Below are 22,789 nucleotides of genomic sequence, written 5' to 3' on the forward strand. Positions count from 1 at the left end.
AATGAGGCTTACTTTATGATCGATCAGCAATTATTTCGTACTGATGTTCTGACTTACTTCGGAGCAACTGCTGCTCAACTAGAAGAACTATTGGTATACAACCAAAACATTTTTGAGCGCAACAGCCTTGATTGTGTTCAGTTTCCCTTAAATCCTGAACCCCATGTAGCTACTTGGGAAGAATACGCGGTTGCCGCAGAAGTTGTAGGAGCATTTGAGGTACTCAAGCAGCGACTGGTGCAGTTAAAATTTCCGATTCAAGAGGGTATAAGTCAGACTGAGACGTATCGATCTGCCACTCGTAAGGGCGTTTCAGTAGATGGGATGGCAGAGGCAACTGGTTTAGTCTTGCAACAACCTCAGCAACTCGAGTTAAGACTACATAAAAGTTTAGCTGGAACTATCCCAGTGTTGTTAGTTAAAAACAGAGAGGATTTTGTCTCTTTAGTACAAGCCCTGACAAAACGAAATGAACCCCACCCGATTCCTGCCTCTATGGGAGCCTGTATAGTCCGAGGATTTAACAACTGGGACAGAATTCGTCAGTATCGCCGACAATGGGAAACTCAAAATCCTGGTAATTGCTCTGAAACTAGCTGGTCAGAAGAGTTTCAACGGTTAATACCGCAAAAACAGCTTTATCAGGATACGTTCATAATTTTGAGTGACGGGTTCTATAGTAATATTGGTGCGAGTAACCTGGGACTGGAAGAATCCCAATGGCAGAGATTGTCTCTAACAATTCGGTTGGAACATGAATGTACCCACTACTTCACACATCGCTTATTTGGCTCGATGCGAAACAATATATTCGACGAGCTAATTGCCGACTACAGGGGTATTGTAGCCGCTATAGGATATTATCGAGCCGATTGGTTCTTGCACTTTCTAGGGTTGGAGTCATTTCCTAATTACCGAGAAGGAGGCAGACTGCAAAACTACCGGGGTCAACCTCCACTTTCCGATCGGGCATTTCAGATTTTACAGGCGTTAGTGAAGGCATCTGCCGAAAATTTGCAGCGTTTTCATACTGAATATGCAACTGAAGTAGGTCTCAATAACCAAGCTCAGATATTAGTTGCACTATCTTATCTAACGTTAGAGGAATTAGCTGCCTCAGAAGCCACCTTGCGCATCCAAAAAATTTTAAACAATCAATCGACAACCCTCTCCATATAGCTCTGTTTGGTAGTTATTGGCATGAGAAAGCCTTTCCCAACAATGATAAAGCACTGCATCTATGTGTTTTTCTGATCCTTAACAAAACATCGGGTAATTCACTTATGAGAGAAGTTTTACTTAAAGAATTAGCTAACAGTGACATTAATTGGATGATTGCTAAAGGTTATCAAAGAGAAATCGCTCCTGGCACTGTACTCATTGAAGCAGGAAAAGCTAATGATTGCTTACATATTCTTCTAGACGGCATCTTAACAGTTACTATTTCTCAATCTGACAACAATCCTCTGACTCGTGCTTTTGCAGCTATCGAAGGAGTTGAAAACACAACTCAAGAAATTGAGAGATTATCTAGTGGTGAGGTTGTGGGAGAAATTCCCTTTGTAAGTATGTACTTAACAGCTACTACTGTTAAGGCTGTAGAAAAGTCGTTAATAATATCAATTCCCCAACCAGAATTAGCAACAAAATTGCAGCAAGATGTAGGTTTTACTTCACGCTTTTATCGAGCGATCGCTATTATGCTGGCAGATAGACTAGAAAGCATCATCAATCAGCTGGGCCGTAAGAACTTAGCACAAGGTCAGCCACTCAGAGATGTGCTCTTTATTTTGGGAGAATTACATGATAGCGACATCGATTGGATGATGGGTTGTGGGACTCAGCAAAAAATTCTAGCTAATACTATACTCATTCGTGAAAGTGGGACTGTGGATGCACTATATATTCTTTTAGATGGAATAATGTCTTTGTCTATTACTGAAGATGAGCGTAATCCCTTAGCACGTGCTTTTGCTGCCATTGAGGGTAATGAAATTTTCGGTAGAGAAATAGCAAGATTATCGAAAGGCGAAATTATCGGTGAATCACCTTTCATTGATGGTCGTCTACCTTCTGCAACTGTTAAGACTATTGAAGACTCGATTGTGTTGTCGATTCCGCGACAGCAAATGGCAGCAAAGTTACAGCAAGATGTAGGATTTGCCTCTCGTTTTTATCGTGCGATCGCTACTTTACTTTCTAATAGATTGCAAGGACTACACATCCACCTTGGTTATGGTAGGCGAGTTTATAACAAAGGGATGTCATTGGATGAAAATCTTGAATATGAAGACGAGTTAAAAGATAGCACTCTGGATGGTATGGCGTTCGCAGGAAAAAGATTTAATTGGATAGTAAGGCAGTTAAAAGTAAGTTAATAATTTTTTGCGGTATTTCCAGAGTCAATGTTTTCAAAAAAGAAGTGCATTGATTGAAGATGTCGCTAGCTTTCATCAGTTGACGGCAGATTCAAAAACTTTTCAGCATTCAATCATGGTTATGAACAGCCATTGTATGTAAATTAATATTGTTCTATTTACTGCCAATTCCAGGATATAAGCCTGTAGAGAATGTTTGATTACAAGCTAATAAATTTTTAATAAAGTTTTGGATATGGGTGCATCTTTCCTGGTTTTCTCTACTCCTTTTGCTAACTGAAAATAACTAAATATTTGAGGATACAATGAAAAAAATTATGATAATAGAAGACAAGGAAGAAACCCAAAAACTTTTTCTTGAATGCCTTAAAGCTGAAGGATTTTACAGTACAGGTTCCGAAAAAGTACTTGTTGGAGTTAAACAAGTACAGGAACAACTACCTGATTGGATAATTTGTGACATTACAATGCCGGAACTTGATGGTTATAGTATCTTGGCCATGGTGCGACAAGATCCTAATACAGCAATTATCCCTTTAATTGTTGTCATTGGCAGGGAGGCTCAGGCTGATATCTGCAAAGGTATGGAGATGGAAGTAGATGACTATTCCACTAAACCTTGTAATTTAAGTGAATTATTGAGAGCGATCGCCGCTTCTCTGGAAAAACAAGCTATTATCAAGCGCTACTGTGCAGCTGAGTCTCATCAATTTCTAGTTCCACCACCCACTAATACAGCACACCCTGTCACCTCACAGCCGAGCTTTTCATCTAATTCTCTGTTGAATGAAGTTTTTCAATTCATTGAAAATAATTACCACCAATCAATTACTCTCCAGGATGTGGCTAAGGCAGTTGGTTACTCTCCAGCTTACTTGACAGACTTAGTCAAACGTCTGACAGGAAACACAGTGCAGCGTTGGATTATAAAGCGTAGAATGGCAGCAGCATGTTCCTTACTGCTAGAAACTGACCAGTCAGTAAACCAAATTGCTGAAGCAGTCGGTTATAACGATAAAAATTATTTTTTTAACCAGTTTCGCCAGTATCACGGAATAACTCCCAAATCCTGGAGAAACAAGCACAGAAATTAGTTTATTTTTCCATAGAAACTCAATAATTTTTAGTTTTATCAAACAATTATTGTCTTTAATTTGGAAATTCTAAACAGTCTAAAATTAACAATGTTACTGGATTTAACTTTAACCTAAAGTAAAACATTGTCTCGACAGTAAGCTTTTAGTTTGATTTAAATCCAGGAAATTTATATTTGATATAAAAAACTCAATACAGTAGAAAATAGCAAATATAATTACTCAATAAGCAAAACTAAAAAAAGTCTACTAAGACCGAAAAATTATCTAGTGTAAGTGAATAATCTGTCTATTAAACTAATAAGAGTAAACCTCTAGAAGAGGATTTAATATATGTCTAAATCATCAGCAATAGAATTTGTCAAAGCTACCGATCAAGTTTTGCTAGAGAGGGTTAAGGCTGCTGACAGCCCAGTCAGTGTAGTCAAGATTGCCGCTGAGTATGGTTATGAACTCACCGAGCGGGAAATGCAAGCTGTCCTGGCAGGGTCTTACATTGCATGGGAAGAGGATGAAGAACTGTCCGAGGAGCAGTTGGAGTCTGTAGCTGGAGGTATGATGAAAGAACCCCTAACTTGTTGTTGTGGTGGTAACAGTTGTGTCTGCCAGTAACAAAAGCCAATTTTCCACTTTTTAGGACAATAAAACCACCCGCTTATCTCTAGGAACACCTCTGCGTACCTTTGTAGTTGCTGGAGCTTGAGTTCCTAGAGATTTTTTGGGTAAATTTGGATCTGCTAATAGTCCAGCATACTAATTCTTAACGGTACTACCAAACTGGATTCTTCTATAAACTTAAATATCAATAACCTGTTTGGCGTGTCCTCTACAATTTCTCAAAATTAATTTAATCGTTGCCAACAGTGGAAATAACGTTACCTCTACTGTAAGTTCAATCGCTTCTTTGCCGAGTTTTACTTCCTTTAATGAAAATGACTCAAGCAGACCTAATAGAAATTTTTATCAATGCCAGTTCTCTATCTGAACGTCTTAGCAATAAGTTTTTCCAGGTTAATACTACCCAACTTAATCAAGAGCAAATTAGCGATCGCTTAAGCCACTGGTGTCAGGTCGTTGCTCAGGGTAACTGGGAAAAATTTCAGAAGCGGCTGCAGTGGGATGGGTTGGATATGGATGCAGTGTGTCCAGTGCTGGGAGATTTGCCTGGTTTGGATAATCAAGCCTTACCAATCTGGGTAGAGACTTTGAGGGAGATGATTCAAACAGCCTCAGAATTTACCTTTCAGGATAAAGTTACCGATCCTTCCAAAATCCCCATTGACCCTAAAAATCCGCTGCCATTTGAAGACGTGCTGCTGCCAGCCCTTTTAGTGGCGCGGCAGAAATTATTAACTCGTCTGGGGTATCCGTTATTTTCCTCAAACCATCTGCTCTTAGAACTTCTTTGTGAAGAAGCGTACCTGAGTCTGGAGCGCAGTTTGCTACAAAGGCTGACCGATCTCTGCTCTAAAACCCTAGAATTTGAATTTTCCCACTTCCGCCCATTTGGGCAAACTTTACTCAGCTTGCTGGGAAAAGAGAAAGGCACGCCTACCAAAGTACACTACAATGCTTTTGTGCAAAAACTGTTGCAAGATGGGCTGCTAACTTTTTTCCAGAAATATCCGGTTCTGGCTAGGTTGCTGGCAACCAGCATTGAGTTCTGGGTTGAAGCAACAGCGGAGTTTTTGCAACGCCTAGAAGCCGATCTATGCGAAATTCAGCAAGTATTTAATTGCCCCGAACAGACGAAGAAAGAAAATAGAGATTCCAATACACAGATAGGAAAAATCACTAAAATCAAGCCTAGCTTGTCTGATTTCCATAATCGAGGTCGCACAGTCATTGCCCTCACCTTTGAGTCTGGGCTAAAGCTAGTCTACAAACCCAAAGATTTAACCTCAGAAGTGGCCTATAACCAGTTTTTAGACTGGTGCAATCAGCGCGGCGTGCCTTTATCTTTTAAAGTGTTCCAGGCGATCAATCGCGGTACTCATGGCTGGGTTGAATATGTCGAACAACTGCCCTGTGAGGATGAAGCAGCGGCGCAGCGTTTTTATCGACGAGCAGGTATGCTGCTGTGCATTCTGTATACTTTGGGAGCAACTGACTGTCACCACGAGAATTTAATTGCCAGTGGCGAACATCTGGTGTTGATTGACATGGAAACGCTAATGCACCATGAGGCTAGCGCGTTCGCAGAATCTCCAGAAGCGACAGAAGCTCAGACTACGGCGAATCAACAGCTCTCAGACTCAGTACTGCGTACTGGGCTGTTGCCGCGTTGGGAGTTTAAAAAAGATAATCGAATCGCTTACGATGTCAGCGGTCTGCGAAGTTTTGACCCTCAACAAATACCTTGGCGTGTTCCGCGATGGAAGTCAATCAATACAGACGATATGCACTTAGGGTACGAGACAGTCGCAGTGAGGCCCCAGAAAAATGTACCCTTTTTGAATAAGGTAGCCCTGTCGCCTAACGACTACCTTAATGAGTTAGTCGAGGGATTTGAGCAGATGTATCGCTTCCTGATTCAGCAGCAGGAGGCGCTGTTGGCGGCTGATAGTCCTCTGAAAGCTTTTCAAACACAGCAGGTGAGGTTTATTTTCCGCGCCAGTCAGGTTTATTTTGTAGTTTTACAAAAGACCTTAGTCCCTGAATTTCTCCGGAATGGGGTTGACCGCAGTATTGAACTGGACATTCTCAGTCGAGCTTTTCTCACATGTCAGGAGCAGCCCAACGCTTGGCCGATTTTGCAGGCAGAACTTAAGGCAATGGAGCAGTTAGATATTCCCTATTTTGGGTCTTCATCCAATAGTGATGCCCTTACTCTTGGGCTAGAGCAACCCATAGAAAAGTACTTTAAAGAATGTAGCTACAGCAAAGTCATTTTACGGCTGCAACAACTCAATGAGACGCATCTAGTTCAGCAGGTTGCGCTGATCCAGGGAGCGTTTTATGCCAAAGTAGCGGAGACTTCTGAAATTAAGCAGGTATCAGCCTACAAAACCTTAGCTCCCAGAGCTACTGATTTGTCACAAATCAGCCCATTAACTAGCGAACAGTTGCTTCAGAACGCTCAAGCCATTGCTCAGGAAATTCAAAAAAGGGCAATCTGTGGAGCCGACGGCAGTGTCAACTGGATTGGCTTAAACTATATTTCCAGTGCCGAGCGATACCAACTCCAAGTTATGGGTGATAGTCTCTACGATGGCAATTGTGGCATTGCTCTGTTTCTCGCTGCTTTAGATCGGGTTACGAGCAACACCCAGTTCCGGAACTTAGCTTTGGCAGCTTTACAGTCAGTACGAAGGGTTTTGCAGACATCCAATGTGGAGTTTATTCACAGATTCGATCGCCGAATCGGAATTGGTGGAGGTATTGGGCTTGGTTCCATCATTTATTCTCTGGTGAGAATCAGCCAATTTCTTCAGGAAGAGGTCATCTTAGAAGATGCCTGGCGAGCTGCTAACTTGATCTCGCCCGAAGGTATCGCGGCCGATCAAAAGTTAGATGTGATACAAGGAGCAGCAGGAGCAATTTTAGGGCTATTAGCACTTTATACTACAACTGGCGACCCAGCTGTCTTAGATAAGGTTGTGTTATGTGGTCAGCATCTACTAGAACACCGTATTAGCATCGATAATTACTCAAGAGCGTGGAAAACTTTTGCAGAGAAACCGTTAACAGGTTTCTCTCACGGTGCTGCTGGCATTGTTTATGCTCTGTTGCGGCTTTATGTTGTAACGCGGGATAGAAAATATTTAGAGGCAGCTTGTGAGGGAATAGCCTATGAACGGAGTGTATTCTCACCAGCTGACGCTAATTGGCCTGACTTCCGTGGCATAGGGCAAAATGACCAACCAAGGTTTATAGCCGTCAATTGGTGTAATGGTGCTCCTGGTATTGGCTTGGCACGGGTGGGCGGTTTATCGATTTTAAAGACAGATACAATTTGCCAAGATGTGGAAGTGGCGTTGCAGACTACTCAGAAGTATGGCTTACAGGGAGTAGACCATCTCTGCTGTGGCAACTTTGGTCGGATAGAGTTGCTGCTGGTGGCAGCCCAAAAACTATCGCGCCCGGATTTACAAGAAACTGCCAAGAAACAGGCTGCTTGGCTAGTGGCTCAAGCAAAAAGAACAGGTGCTTATCAACTATTTTCCAACTTACAAAACCATGCATTCAGCTCGTTCAACCCCAGTTTTTTCCGAGGAACGGCTGGGATTGGCTATGAATTGCTAAGGTTGGCTTACCCAGAGACACTGCCTTCAGTATTGCTATGGGAATGAATTCCTGGCTATTTTCCAACGAAACCCTAGAACACCGATTCAGCACCAAGCAAATACAAAAAAGTTACTAGTCTTACCAAAGTGAAAACAATCTGTAGTATGCTACGCCAGTCAATCACTAATACCGACATCGAACTCATCCGAATTACAGTAGAGAATTACCGACGTGGTTGTGCAAAGCCTATTCAAGTTACACCAGAGACTTCTGGTGATACGTTTGGTCAAAGGTTGCAAGCACTCACAGAAACCCGTTTACCACCCACAGAAAAGTTTGTCATAGGTGGAAATGCTCGAAATCAAGGTTTGATTGCCACTCGCCAGGGAAATCTAATGGCGGCCGAACAGGCATTTGCAATGGCACGTGCACCCCTTAAGTTAAGTAAGCTCTCACCTGAAAGTAGTTTGCTTTACCAGTCTTTCTTAGAACAGGCAGAAGCCTACCTCGATTATCGCCGGGGAAATTTTGAACAAGCTCGTAACAGAACCTCTGAGGCGATGGCGATTGATGTAGTTTTGGAAGAAGAGTACGGGTACGACATTCTTCTTCTACATCGCATCCATCTTGCTCACAATCTGATTCGCATCGACGCACAGTGCAAGTACTTTAATAGTGCGATCGAGCTTGCGTTTCAGATTCTCAGTTATCTGGAAGGAATATCTGAAGTTTTGCCGCTTCCAGGTCCTTGGGGACGCGAACGTGTGGCACGCCAATCTCCAGAACTTGTTGCTGGGATGTTTGTAGAAATAACTAATGAGATTGCTCTGATCTTAGTAGGAAAAGATCGTTCGCTGGTGCGTGACTTATTAGTATCTGCCTCTGCTCATCTGCTGTTAAAAGCCAACACTCATCATCACTGCCACCCACGAGCTTACACATGGTTGCTTGTTAAGCAAGCATTCGCCAGTAACGATGTTGCTACTTTTCTTAAAAGAGCATCTCACTTTTTCGCTGAAGGACGCGCTGATATACCATTGCTCTGGTATGCAACGGTTATTGATTTAGTCACTTTATGCGACGAGCTTGCTGTCTCAGACTTTGAGTTGTTCAGGCAAGAGGTTGCTAGGGAAGCAGGTAGCTGGAAAAACCTCCCACAAAAGTTTTCCTCCATACTTGTCTGTCCAAAAATTGAGGAGACACAGGAGTTAGATACACTTACTAATTTCAAACCTGGTAAGGCATTGTCAACTTAACGGAAAATGTTAGACCAAAAGCACAGCCTATTCCGAAAAGAGTCGCTGGAGCGTCTATCGTCTCCTGAAAGACTAGACCTACTGATGCAGGTCGTCAGTCCCAGAAATTGGCTACCTGTTGTTGCTTTGGGTTCGATTATGGGAGTAGCTTTTATCTGGAGTATTTATGGACGCATTCCCATCACCGTAGAGGGTCGAGGTGTACTGATTTACCCAAACAACGTTGTACCATTGCAATCAAAAAGTGCAGGGCAGTTAATGACTCTCAACATCAAAGTTGGAGATTTCATTAAAAAAGGGCAGGTATTAGCAATCATTGACCAAGCTGAACTTCGCAAGCAACTGCAACAGCAGCGACTTAAACTTAGAGAACTAGAATCACAAGACCAAGCAGTTGGTTCACTACAAGGGTTAAGACTGAAGCAGGAGGAGCGATCGCAACAACAACAACGCCATTATCTCCAGCAACGTATACTGGAACTACAAGCCATAACGCCTCTTTTAAAAACTAAAGGCAATACCTCTATTACGCAACAACGTCAAGGCTTACAGGAACGTCTACGGCAAGCCCAAGCATTGACTCCTATCTTTCTCAAGAGAATGGAAATTCGCAGACAGTTATTCAAACAAGCAGGAGCGATTTCTGGTGATGAGGCTCTCAAAGCAGAACAAGAGTACCTAGAGAACTTGGCAAAAATTGCTGACATCCAAAATCAACTTAAAGAACTAGATTTAAAGGAGATCCAAACAGAAAAAGATTATCGTCAAAACCTCAGTACCATCTCTGATTTGCAAGCTCAACTCAAAGAACTAGATAGCAAACAAGCCGCAGCAGCTCAAAAAGACTTAGAAGATGCTACTAACCGAAAGAAAGAGATTCAAGAAGCCAAGCGAGAAATTGCCAAACTAGAACTGCAAGTAGGCGATAATAGCCTGATTATTAGCCAATATAGCGGACGCATTTTAGAAATTACGCTAACACCAGGACAGGTTGTTAACGCTGGTACTCGCTTGGCAACTATAGAAGCAGAGAATCCTAAAAGTAAGTTAGTTGGTGTTACCTATTTTCCAGTAGCAGATGGCAAGAAAATTCAACCTGGTATGACAATACAAATTACTCCCCAAACCGTCAAGCGGGAACGCTTTGGCGGCATTGTGGGTAATGTCACCAGCATCTCCCGGTTTCCGATTACAAAGGAGGCAGCCGTCTCGGAGGTAGGTAATTCAGAAGTAGTGGAAGCTTTGATATCTGAAAAACAAGCAGGTTTGATCCAAGTATTCTCTAACCTCAATTTAGATACCAACACACCCAGCGGCTACAAGTGGTCTTCTTCCACCGGGCCAAACATGAAAATCTCTTCTGGAACTACCACTGTTGTAAGAGTCAAGGTAGAAGAACGCGCTCCCATCACCTTCGTTTTACCAATTTTGAGGTCTGTTAGTGGTATCTATTAACTCTACCTTAGTAACATCGATTAATCCTGGGGAGTACTTGCAAAAACTACTGCCGCACAGAACCATTCGGGTAAAAACCCCCACTCTCCTCCAAATGGAAGCAGTAGAGTGCGGTGCTGCGGCTTTGGGAATTATTTTAGGTTACTACGGTCGAATTGTACCACTGCCACAACTGCGGAGAGATTGCGGAGTGTCCCGCGATGGCAGTAAGGCATCTAATATGCTGAAAGCCGCCAGGAACTATGGACTTCAAGCTAAAGGCTTTAAAAAAGAACTAAACCAACTTCAAAAACTGCGCCCTCCCTATATTGTTTTCTGGAACTTTAACCATTTCCTTGTAGTAGAGGGATGGAGCAAACAGCGAGTTTTTCTCAATGACCCCGCCACAGGGCCGCGTCATGTATCTTTACAGGAATTTGACGAGGGGTATACTGGTGTAGTACTGGTAATAGAACCAAGCACAGAGTTCAAAAAAGGTGGTTGCAAGCCTAGCATGATGCTATCTTTAGCTTCACGGCTACGTGGTGCTGAGGGTGCTTTAGCTTACTGCATAATCACAGGATTCTTCTTGACTATGGTTGGGTTGGTAGTACCCGTGTTTAGTCAAGTATTTGTAGATGATATCCTGGTGCAAGGACGACACTTATGGTTGCATCCTTTACTTTTGGCCATAGCGATCGCGGCTCTACTCCAAGGGTCACTAACGTTACTACGGTTACGTTACTTACGCAGATTAAAAATCAAACTTTCTGTAGGTATGTCCAGTCGCTTCCTCTGGCACATCCTGCGCTTACCTGTAGGCTTTTACGCTCAACGATTTGCTGGAGAAATCAGTAACCGCAGCACTCTCAACGACGAAGTTGCCGATGTGCTATCAGGAAAGTTGGCAACGACAATTATTGATACATTTATGGTAATTTTCTATACTCTAGTTATGGTGCAATATGACTGGATACTTAGCTTGATTGTGGTGAGTTTTGCTGCTGTCAATGTCCTAACGTTACAGAGGATTTCCCGACAACGCATAGATGCAAATCAACGATTGATACAAGAATATGGTAAAGCTGCTGGCATGTCGATTGCTGCTTTGCAAAGCATAGAAACGCTCAAAGCATCAGGGTTGGAGTCAGATTTCTTTTCGCGGTGGTCGGGTTATTACACAAAGGCGCTAAATTCTCAGCAGGAATTAGGGCTAACAAACCAGACATTCTCAGTTTTACCGATGCTCCTATCTGCCCTTTCTGCGATGTTGTTGTTGGTTGTTGGTGGTTTACGAGTAATGGATGGACATCTCAGCATCGGAATGCTCATCGCCTTTCAAGGTTTGATGTTCAACTTTCAAGAGCCTGTAAATAATCTTGTCAATTTTGGAACTACTCTTCAGGAGTTGGAAGGGAATTTGATTCGTCTTGATGATGTGCTAGATAATCCAGTAGGTGAAGGGTATCAGAGAGCTAAGGAAGTAAATTCTTCCTCATCCCCTCCTACCTCTTCTGCTCATTCATCCTCTTATCTTCTGCCGAAATTACAGGGATATGTGGAGTTGCGAAACGTCACATTTGGTTATAGCTATCTAGAACCGCCGTTAATTGAAAACTTTAATCTTGCAATTAAACCAGGACAGCGAGTAGCTTTGGTAGGTGGAAGCGGTTCTGGCAAGTCTACTATTGCCAAAGTAGTTAGTGGACTTTATCAACCTTGGGCAGGAGAAATTTGTTTTGACGGTAAACCAAGAGAACAAATTCCCCAAGAACTATTTACTAACTCTGTGGGAATGGTGGAGCAGGAAATTTTACTGTTTGGCGGCACAATCAGAGACAATTTGACTCTTTGGGATACAACTGTATCAGAAAAAAATCTCTTGCGGGCTTGCGAAGATGCAGCGATCGCTGATGTAATTTTCTCTATGTCTGGGGGATTGAATAGTGAACTGATAGAAAGTGCTGCTAATTTGAGTGGCGGTCAGCGACAACGTCTAGAAATCGCTCGCGCTTTAGTAAATAACCCATCTATCCTGGTGATGGATGAAGCCACTAGTGCTTTAGATGCAGAGACTGAAAAAATCATTGACCAAAATCTCCGCCGTCGGGGATGTACTTGCATAATTATCGCTCACCGATTGAGTACGATTCGAGATTGCGATCAAATCATTGTCTTAGAACGAGGCAAGATAGTACAACGAGGTACTCACCAAGAATTACGGCAAGTTGAAGGTTTCTACTCGCGCTTGATTCGTACTGAAGAGTAGAGACGCTGGGAGGAAAGTATTTATCTAAGTAGAGCAGTGCAATTAAAGATCAATACGGTTCAGTTAAGGTGATCAGAGTTCTCATCTGTCGGACAAAACCAAGATTTGGGGGAGAATCCCCCAAACCCCCGATTGGGGGACGGTTGCGTCCCCCAAGCCCCCTCCAAAATAATTGTTCGGTTTTTTGTTTAGTAATTATTTGTGAACTTTGTTGTCAATGAATTTTCTTAACTGAACTGTATTGAATTAAAGATAGCTGATGAGGGCTGTCATTGGTCATTGGTAAGGGTTTCAAGCCTATTTACGTAAAGTACATATTTGGGTTTATTTCCACCGAATTACTTATCTAAAATTAAACATTAAAAATCGCAAATGCTAATACAGGGGCAAGTTTATATAATTAATGGCAACGAACCGATTCTTCTCGATGACCCTTCTAGAGTTTGGGTTGTTCAGTCTGGTTCTATAGCTTTGTTTGCTGTCACAGTCAAAGATGGTGTTATCGAAGGAACTCGTCGTTATTTATGCAGTATTAATCAAGGGGAAGCTCTTTTTGGCACTTTTGTTACTCCTGGCAAGCAGCAGCGTCAAATTTTAGCAGTACCAATTGGAGAAACTGAGTTACTAAATATACATCAAGAATGCTGGCAAGAGTTAATAGCCAATGCAGATGTAAGGGCGATCACTTGGATACAAACTTGGCTGTTGCAACTCACTAGGAGCTTATTCTCCCACCTAACTACACCAGCAATTCAGGTAAAAGCTAAGGCACAGGCGCGATTTTCTCTCATTGCTGGTCAGAATTTCCAACCAGAAACAGGTGCGATTTGTTGGGTACAACTTCAGCAAGGAACAATGCGCTTTCTGGGGTTTAAAGAACTGACTTTGACCGCGGCTACTGCAACCATTCCTCTCACCGAAAAAATTTGGTTAGAAGCTGTGGAAGAGGTGCAAATCACCACCAAAACTACAAGCGCATTCCAAAATCCAGATATCCTGCTAGCTGGGTTGTCTGTTTTGCATACTCAAATTCTCCAATGCACTCACCTCTTGGATGAGCAGGAAGCTCAAGCAGAAATGACGCGATTGCGCGACCGCCAACGCCTCAATCGTCAAGTTACAGCCGAGGCTCTAGGAGAGTTAACATCCACTTTAAGTTCTCCAGACGAAAATTTTTTCTTAGAAGGTACGCCTTTGTTAGTTGCTGCTGGTGCAGTAAGCAGAGCTATGGGTATAAAAATTTATCCTCCATCTCGCTCAGAAACCTTCAAGCAAGTCAAAGAACCATTAACAGCAATTGTCCGAGCTTCCCGCATCCGAATGCGGCAAGTGCTATTGCGAGATGATTGGTGGAAGAAGGATTCAGGCCCGTTAGTAGCCTATACCTATCAGGATAATCGACCAGTAGCGCTGCTACCGATATCTGCAAAGTACTATGAAATTTTTGATCCGGTTGCCCAAACCCGTTTAAAAGTAGATAAGCAGATAGCTCAAAGCTTGGCTCCTGTTGCGTATATGTTTTATCGCTCTTTACCCGATAAAGCATTACAAGCTATTGATATACTCCGGTTCATGCTCAAAGGACATGGACAAGATTTACTGCTAATTTTATTTGCTGGTGTTGCTGTGACACTACTGGGTATGGTTACACCCTACGCCACGGGAATTATTATCGATAACGCAATCCCAGATAGCGATCGCACCTTATTGTTGCAAATTGGCTTGGGATTGTTGGTTGCGGCTTTCGGCACAGCTTTATTTCAACTAGCTCAAGGGTTTGCTCTGTTGCGGATGGAAATAGCTTCTGACGCTGCTACTCAAGCTGCTATCTGGGATAGGCTGTTAAACTTGCCAGTATCCTTTTTCCGACAGTACGCTACAGGAGACTTGCTCTCACGCATCACATCAGTGAATGTAATCCGCCGCCGCCTCAGTGGTAGAACTCTGCTTAATCTCATTAGCAGTCTATTTACGGTATTTTACTTAGCCCTGTTATTCTATTACAACGTCAGATTAGCCTTGATTGCGGTTGCAGTTGCAGTAATTGCGATCGCTCTTACCACAGTCTCCGGTATGCTCATGTTATCCAAAGTACGTCCTCTGCTGGAAGTACGGGGAAAGATTTTTGGACAAACTGTGCAGCTTATCAATGGCATTTCTAAACTGCATATTGCTGGAGCAGAAGAACGGGCCTTTGCCTCTTGGAGTAAAAACTACACTCGACAAATTAAGCTAGAACTTAGTACCCAGCGAGTCGAAGATGCTGTTGCACTTTTCAATGCAATCATGCCTCTACTGAGTTCTGGAATACTCTTCTGGTTGACTATCAGACTGCTGGAAACCCCACAAACGGCAGGAGGTATAGAATTATCTCTTGGGACTTTCTTAGCTTTTAACACAGCCTTTCATAGCTTTATTAAAGGAACTACCGAACTAAGTAATACAGTTACAGAGATTTTGCAAATTACTCCGCAGTGGCAACGTACTCAGCCAATTTTGTTGACTATACCAGAAGTGGATGTTAGTAAAGCCGATCCTGGTAAACTCGTTGGTAAAATTACTGTAGATCGTGTTACCTTTCGTTATCGTAGCGATGGGCCTCTAACGCTGGATGATGTAACTATCTCTGCGGAGCCAGGGGAGTTTGTTGCTATTGTTGGCGGCTCTGGTTGTGGTAAATCAACCTTATTTCGTTTATTACTAGGGTTTGAGACTCCGCAAGCAGGTAGTATTTACTATGATGGCCAAGACCTGTCTGGCTTAGATGTGGATGCAATACGCCGACAGTTAGGTGTTGTTTTGCAAAATGGTCAGATCAGTTCAGCTTCCATTTTCGATAATATTGCAGGCAGCGCTCAAATTACCTTAGATGAAGCTTGGGAGGCTGCCCGAATGTCGGGGCTAGCTGATGATATCACTGCCATGCCAATGCAAATGCATACTGTGGTGAGTGAAGGAGGTAGTAATCTTTCTGGAGGGCAACGACAACGCTTATTGATAGCTCGTGCTCTCGCATTAAAACCCCGCATTTTGCTATTTGATGAGGCTACCAGTGCCCTCGATAACAGAACCCAAGCGATTGTTAGTGAAAGTTTGGACAAGTTAGAAGTTACCAGAATAGTCATTGCTCACCGACTTAGCACTATCCGCAACGCTCACCGTATCTATGTACTTCAAGCAGGTAAAGTTGTACAACAAGGAACTTTTCGAGAACTAGCTGCTGTTGAGGGATTATTTGCGCAGTTAATGGCTCGACAACTGGCTTAGTTTGTCGTGGGCAAGCAGAGGAAGCGATTTGTATCAATAATTTCGGGAATTGGTATGAATTTAAGGCTGAAATTTCTTCAAGCTCGATATCCAAATGCTGAAATTGAGCTTTGGAGCATGGACAAACATCGTCTTGGACTTCATCCGATTCTGCGTCGAGTTTGGGTACCATTCGGCTCTCAACCAATCGCCTCGGTTATACAAAGGTATAAATGGATGTGGTTGTATGGTTTTGTACATCCTGTTGGGAGGTGAAACCTATTGGTGGATTCTGCCGTATGTAAACACAGAGATATTTAATCGTGTCTTGGCTGATTTTGCCAGGGAATATAGTCTTGGAAGTGACAAACGAATACTTTTATACCAAATCAAATAATGTTTGCGACACATCAATAATATTCTAGAGGTCACGGCAGTGCCGTGCCCCTACAATCTGTCGCATTCTTTTTTCAAATATACAAGTAATGTGGAACGGGCACGAACTGAACTAGAGCAACGAGCGACAATTATTTAAAAGTTTTACTCAGTTAAATCGAGAATTTCATCAAAGCAGAAACTGCGGACTAATTTTGCTAATCTTTCTGCTAATTCAGTATGAGCTTGGGGAATTTGCTTAATTAGGTGATAAATTTGTTCGGCATCAACTTCTACTGCTGCTTGATTAAGTTGTGCTATCCATTCAGAGGGCATAACTGTAATTGCAGAATGAAGATCTACGATAGAATATAGAACATTCTCTAGCTTGTTATCTGTGATATTTTCGCTGCTTTCTTCTGCACAGATATAGCGCACTTGTAAATATTCAGCTATCTTTTCAAAAATCACCTGTTCCCGGAATGGTTTGCGAATTAAGTCGTCGCAACCTGCGGCTAAAATACTGGCTTGTTGTTCTTCAAAAGCACTAGCTGTTAAAGCAATAATCACAGTGCGGGAAGTTCCATCTAAACTTCTCTCCTTGGCTCTAATTTCTTTAGTTGCGTCATAGCCGTTCATTACAGGCATCCGCATATCCATCCAAATTAAGTGAGGTTGCCATCTCTGCCACATAGCGATCGCTTCTTGCCCGTTACTAGCAGCCTCGATTTCAAAACCAACACTGCCCAGAAGTTGCACAATTAAATCACGGTTTTCTTTACGGTCATCTACTACGAGAATACGATAAGTTGGTTGGTCTGCTGCTAGCTTGAGTACGCGTCCTTTACTCAACTTTGGTACAACTTTCAATGCTGCGGCTAAATTAACTTGGATGTCAAAGCTAAAAGTAGATCCTTGCCCGAGAGTACTGGTAAGGTAAATATCACCCCCCAGCAACCGCACAAACTGTCGGCTAATAGTTAAACCTAGCCCAGTACCCTCTTTGGTTTGGATACCGCTTGTTGTCTGGACAAAAGGCTGAAATAGGTTATCCATTTCTGCTGCTGCTATCCCCCGTCCAGTGTCTTCAACTTCAAAGATGATGAATTGGGCATTGGGCATAGATTTGTAACTATTCTCCTTGTCCCCTTTGTATCCTCCTGCCAATTCCCTATCTCCCAACCTAGCCCGCAGCGTTATTCCCCCAGTATGGGTGAATTTAATGGCGTTACCCAAAAGATTAATCAAAACTTGGCGAAGTTTACCCTCATCTGTTTGTACATAACGCGGAAGATCGCAGGCAATGTCAAACTTGAGGTACAACTGCTTTGTCTGCGCCCGTACCTGAAACATTTCTTGTAATGTTTGCAACATCAGGTATAAATCGAAGTCCTCAGGATTGAAAACAATTTGTCCAGCTTCAATTTTGGACATTTCGAGGACATCGTTAATTAGGTTAAGCAAGTGTTCTCCGCTACGATTAATGGTAGCCAAAGATTCACGCTGGTTTGAGTTGAGACTAGGATCTCGCTCCATCAATTGAGAAAAACCTAAGATGGCATTGAGGGGAGTGCGGAGTTCGTGACTCATGTTAGCCAAGAAAGCACTTTTGGCACGGTTGGCAGTTTCGGCGGCTTCTTTTGCCACTCTCAAGGCTGCTTCTGCTTGATGTCTCGCCCGACCGATCGCAATGATTTCACCTACCAATTTTAGGAGATTAATCTCCTGTTGATTCCAGTTTTTCGTATAGTGAATAGTATCTGCGGCAATAAACCCGACTACTTTACCAGAATGAATCATTGGTACACCCAATGCAGATTTAATTGACTGATTTTTAAAGAATTCTTTCTCAGGAGTATCGGGTGATAAATCGGCTATGCATGGCAAAATAGAATTTTGCCCTACAAGTATTGGTGCAAGTAGAGGGAACATTTCTAGGTTGCCCCTTCTGGCATTACCGATTAATGGTTGAATATTAGTAGCACGCCATTCATTGACTATATAAACTTCCTTTGACTCATCAGATAACTCAAAAATCGAGCAGCGTTCAGCATTAATGAATTGAGCGCTCGCCTGAAGTGTAAAATTAATTGCTGTGTCTACATCTTGGTCGATGAATTGACGGGAAATACTACTGAGTATACTTTCTAGTTGAGCGCGACGTTGTAGAGCTTCCTCTGCTTGCTTGCGATCGCTTATATCGGTAAAGACAGAATCTAAATATGATTCTTCGGCGTTGAGGCGGAGTGACAATAATACCCAAACCACAGAACCATCGCAGCGCCTTAATGCTACTTCAAAATTACGCACATCGCCATAGGCTTCTAACTCTGCTACCATCCGCTTGCGATCGTTGGGATTGACATACAATTCAGTTGTGAAATATCTGCCAATCAAGTCAGCAGCAGCAGCAAAACCTAAAATATCAGCACCGCGTTGATTTGCATCCACAATCAAGCCATCTTGTTGACGGGTGCGGAAAATCCCTACTTGGGAATTTTCAAAGATGTTGCGGTATTTCATTTCACTACGACGCAAGGCTTCTTCTGCTTGCTTGCGTTCTGTAATGTCGCGTCCCACACCTGCGATCGCAATTTCACCGTCAGGAGTGTTAATGGTGGAAGTGTTAAAGCTGAACCATCGCCAGCTATTGTTTTTGTGTCTTAATCGCACCTCAATGCCTGTCTGCTTCTCTCCAGCTATAGCTTTTTGTATACCTGCGGCGCTAATTGCTAAATCTTCAGGATAAGTAAATTCGACTACAGAATGTCCCTCGATTTCTGGCAGGCTGTAGCCCATAATTGGAGTCACATTAGGCGAGTGGTAAGTAAAAATTCCCTCTGGGGAAATGGTAAAAATTAAGTCATTGGCATTCTCTACAATAGTGCGGAATTTTATCTCACTCTCTTGCAAGGCTGCTTGGGCGCGTTTGCGTTCTGTGGCATCAGTGCCGACTGAAAGAATTTCGATTAAGTTGCCTTGCTCGTCTAAAATAGGTTTATTTGCCCAAACTATCCAGACGCGATCGCCATTTTTGCACAAGTTCTCATTTTCGTTGAAAAGATAATTTTCTGGGTACTGGCAAATATCAACCATTAACCTCTGTAAGTCGCGTCCAGAAGTTTCAGTTTCGGGGACAATTGTACCGACAACATTGCGTCCTGTAATCTCTTGGGCATCAAAGCCAAAAAGCTTTTGACCGTAGTCATTTAAATATATGATGTCACCGTTACTGTCCCAACGCAGAATAATGCAGTTGGCTGTTTGTACCAAATCCCGATACTGTACTTCGCTTTGTCGCAAAGCTTTCTCAGTACGTTTGCGATCGCTAATATCCCGCACTATTGCCAAGACGTGTCGTTTGCCATTGTAAATGCAAGTCGTTCCTTTAACTTCCACATCTATGAAAGTGCCATCTTTGCAGATATCAACAGCTTGTCCATAAAATTGCTCTCCGGCTTTTGTTTTGTCCAGAAACTCATGGAAAACCGGATGTGAATTTGGGTGAATGTAAACTGATGGATGCAAAGTAATAAATTCTTCGTAAGTATAACCATGCATCTGGCAAGCAGCAGGATTGACTTCGGCAACTGTTTCGGTTTCTATTTCGGTAATAAATAGTCCATCATTGATCGCTTCAAAAATACTGCGATATTGCAACTCACTTTGTCGCAGTGCTGCTTCTGCTTTTTGGCGTTGGGTGACATCGCGGAAACTCCATACTCTACCAATAATCTGGTCTTTGATGCGTTGTGGACAGGAGTATCTCTCAAAGACTCTACCATCTTGCAATTCTAAAAAGTCGTAACTATCTAGTTCTGGCTGAGCGTATAATTCTCGAACTCGCTGCAAAAATCCCTCAGGATCTTTTAACTGATTTGCTAAATACGCCAACCGCTTAGGATGATCTGGTTCTGACAAAAGTTCTGCTGGAATTGACCACATTTCTAAGAACTTTTGGTTGTAACTGGTGATATTTCCCCAGCTATCGATTGCTAAAATACCGTCTTGAATTGATTCTAAGATAGCGCTTAACAGCGACAAAGAATTTTCCAGAGCTAGCTGGGCTTGTTGGCGTTGCGCAGTTTGCCGATAAGTATCGCTAACATCACGCCCTAAAACAACCAGCGCCTTGCGTCTACCATCCTGGTGGAATACAGGCACTTTAATCATATCTATAATGCTGACAGTACCATCAGGGCGAGGTACAACTTCTTCTACCCGATGAACAGACCCTTGCTGCCAAGCTTGTTCATCTGTATTGTGACAATTGAGCAAAGTATCGTGATAAAAATCACTAAATTGCGCCAGTTCTGAGTCGGTTTTTCCTTTAAAATCAACGCCTTGGATTTCTAAAAATTCCAGGTTAGCTTGGTTTGACTCCAACCATTTTCCTTCGCTGTCCTTTAAACAGATAATATCCGGTGTAGCATTAATCAATGTCCGCAACCGTTCCTCACTCGCTTGCAAAGATTGTTGAGCTTGTTGCGCCAGCGTAATATCTTGAATTACTAGTACGGCACAATCATTCTCAGTTAGTCCCGCACGACTACCAGAGATTTGCAGCACTAAAGAACGCTTACCTTGATGAAACTCGTACTCTGTAGTTTCGTACTCTCCATTTTGGATCAGAACATTAGGGTAGTAATTTAAAGCTACGGGTTTTCCTAATTGTAATAATGGCAGTAACTCACTTAACTGCCAGCCTGCGATCGCACTTTGGGGTCGGTTCACTAGACACTCAAAACTGGAATTGCACCATTGAACACGTCGGTCTTCCCCAACCCAAACTACAGCATCAGCGATCGCACTTAGCGTTACTTCCATTTTGGTAAGGGTAGCTTGCAATTGCTTAACCTGCTCTAGCTGTTTAGCGCTCATCAGCGATTCCTTATTGGCTTTGGGTATGGATATAGCAGCTTGGTATAGAGATTGTATCGTTAATCTTTTGCTGAGATATTTAACGACAGCAAAATTACATATTGGCTTTAAATCTCCCAAAGACAGTTCAAATCATCATTGCGATCTTTGGAAAGCAATCTCAAAAACCTAGCGATTGCGTCGTTTCACTCGCAATGACATATTAAATATAACTTGTGCTATTTAGGAGGCAATGCCTACATTGCCTCATCCGTAGACTTAGACACCATGCTGCTTAAACCAAGTTTGGAGGCGTTTCCAACCATCATCAGCTTCTTTTTCGCGGTAAGAGGGGCGATAATCAGCAAAAAAGGCATGGGGTGCATTGGGATAAACGATAATTTCAGATTTGCTGCTGCTAGACTTTAAGCGATCGCGCATTTGCTCTACTGTATCTAGGGTAATACCTGTATCCTTACCGCCGTAGAGTCCAAGAACAGGAACTTTCAACGTCGAGGCAATATCTACTGGATGTTTGGGTGTGAGTTCTGTTGCATCACCCACCAGTCGTCCATACCACGCTACACCTGCTTTCACTTTGGGATTGTGTGCTGCATACAACCAAGTAATTCGACCACCCCAGCAGAAACCTGTAATCCCCAACCTATTGACATTTCCCTTACCAGAATTGACAGCCCAAGCCACAGTTGCATCAAGGTCAGATAGTACCTGAGCATCTGGTACTTTTGCAACAACTGGGCGAATTTCATTAACACTGCTTAATTTGGAGACATCACCCTGGCGGATAAATAATTCTGGCGCGATCGCTAAATATCCCAATTTGGCAAAGCGACGGGCGACATCCTGAATATGCTCGTGGACACCAAAGATTTCGTGGATCACCAGCACAATCGGGAAATTCTTACCAGTTGCAGGCTGCGCTCTATAAGCGGGAATTTCACCATCTTGGACGGGAATTTTCACCTCACCTGCGACCAATCCTTTAGTATCGGTGGTGATGACTTTCGCACTAACAGGCTGCACTGCTAGAGCAAAACCTGTTGCAAGGGTAGCAGTTGCGATAAAGTTGCGGCGTGTTATCTCTTTCATCATCTTTATGCCTTGAGCTATCCAGGTTTAATCTTATTTTTTCAGAGTATCGTCAACACAAGAAGGTAACAGACAAGAGGATTTCCTCCGCTAGAGTACCTAATTTGAGAGCAATATTCTCCCACTTTTAAGCACGCTTCTTGTTCTGATCGGGCAAAAAGCCACCTATATAATTGTCTCCTGTTGCCCCTTGCCTGTTCCCTTGTTAACTTCAGTCAGCAATAGACAGTTCAAATCATTAAATAACACAAATAATAAGTTTATTCAGTAAACCTAATAATTAATACTACAAAATTTTAGCTAGTCGTACATTCTATTTTCTGTGATAAATTTGCTCAGATTCCACTTAAATACAGATGAGAAGCTATAAGTTAAACTTATCAAATAGTTAAGTAAACTTTACGCAAAACTTCTTTACAATCCGTTACAAAATCTCTATGATGAAAAACATCATAAGTAATTATTCCTGCGTACATCAATCACGCATCGCAATCATAAAACCATGACAGCAACTCTACAACAGCGCGCCAGCGCCAACGT

11 protein-coding genes are annotated in these 22,789 nt (G+C 42.6%); 9 read left to right on the top strand and 2 right to left on the bottom strand.

All coding sequences use genetic code 11. The annotated features are described in order from the left end of the window. The first annotated feature begins 15 nt into the window (after nt 1-15). The 9 genes from BV375_RS05395 (at nt 16) to BV375_RS05435 (ending at nt 15,925) form a co-directional block, all read left to right on the top strand. Nucleotides 16-1,179, top strand: coding sequence for a hypothetical protein (locus BV375_RS05395; RefSeq protein ID WP_086758079.1), 1,164 nt, complete (start codon nt 16-18; stop codon nt 1,177-1,179). Between the two features lie 104 nt (nt 1,180-1,283). After that, on the top strand, nt 1,284-2,378 hold the full coding sequence (locus tag BV375_RS05400; RefSeq protein WP_086758081.1) for a cyclic nucleotide-binding domain-containing protein: 1,095 nt from the start codon (nt 1,284-1,286) through the stop codon (nt 2,376-2,378). A 305-nt stretch (nt 2,379-2,683) separates the two neighbouring features. Beyond that, a complete protein-coding gene (locus tag BV375_RS05405) occupies nt 2,684-3,472 on the top strand; it encodes a helix-turn-helix domain-containing protein (RefSeq protein WP_086758083.1) in 789 nt (262 codons plus the stop codon). A gap of 333 nt (nt 3,473-3,805) precedes the next feature. Then, a complete protein-coding gene (locus BV375_RS05410) occupies nt 3,806-4,084 on the top strand; it encodes a Nif11-like leader peptide family natural product precursor (protein WP_086758085.1) in 279 nt (92 codons plus the stop codon). Nucleotides 4,085-4,404: 320 nt separating this feature from the next. Continuing rightward, nucleotides 4,405-7,764 (top strand): type 2 lanthipeptide synthetase LanM family protein, encoded by a 3,360-nt coding sequence (locus tag BV375_RS05415; RefSeq protein WP_339376861.1) that lies wholly within the window; start codon nt 4,405-4,407, stop codon nt 7,762-7,764. Nucleotides 7,765-7,863: 99 nt separating this feature from the next. Beyond that, on the top strand, nt 7,864-8,955 hold the full coding sequence (locus BV375_RS05420; RefSeq protein ID WP_208099059.1) for a hypothetical protein: 1,092 nt from the start codon (nt 7,864-7,866) through the stop codon (nt 8,953-8,955). Between the two features lie 6 nt (nt 8,956-8,961). Continuing rightward, complete coding sequence (locus tag BV375_RS05425) at nt 8,962-10,410, top strand: NHLP bacteriocin system secretion protein (RefSeq protein WP_086758089.1); 1,449 nt, start codon at nt 8,962-8,964, stop codon at nt 10,408-10,410. Next, complete coding sequence (locus BV375_RS05430; RefSeq protein ID WP_086758091.1) at nt 10,397-12,658, top strand: NHLP family bacteriocin export ABC transporter peptidase/permease/ATPase subunit; 2,262 nt, start codon at nt 10,397-10,399, stop codon at nt 12,656-12,658. Before BV375_RS05425 ends, BV375_RS05430 begins: the two co-directional genes overlap by 14 nt. Nucleotides 12,659-13,030: 372 nt before the next feature. Beyond that, complete coding sequence (locus BV375_RS05435; RefSeq protein ID WP_086758093.1) at nt 13,031-15,925, top strand: NHLP bacteriocin export ABC transporter permease/ATPase subunit; 2,895 nt, start codon at nt 13,031-13,033, stop codon at nt 15,923-15,925. Between the two features lie 519 nt (nt 15,926-16,444). On the opposite strand, the gene BV375_RS05445 is transcribed toward BV375_RS05435, so the two are convergent. Together BV375_RS05445 and BV375_RS05450 are read right to left on the bottom strand one after the other, a co-directional pair. Further along, nucleotides 16,445-21,160, bottom strand: a complete 4,716-nt coding sequence (locus BV375_RS05445; protein WP_086758097.1) for a PAS domain S-box protein — start codon at nt 21,158-21,160, stop codon at nt 16,445-16,447. A 258-nt stretch (nt 21,161-21,418) separates the two neighbouring features. Next, complete coding sequence (locus BV375_RS05450; RefSeq protein ID WP_086758099.1) at nt 21,419-22,249, bottom strand: dienelactone hydrolase family protein; 831 nt, start codon at nt 22,247-22,249, stop codon at nt 21,419-21,421. Nucleotides 22,250-22,789: the final 540 nt, after the last annotated feature.

Origin of the sequence: Nostoc sp. 106C, from assembly GCF_002154725.1 — a bacterium.
In the GTDB taxonomy this organism is placed as follows: Bacteria; Cyanobacteriota; Cyanobacteriia; order Cyanobacteriales; family Nostocaceae; genus Aulosira.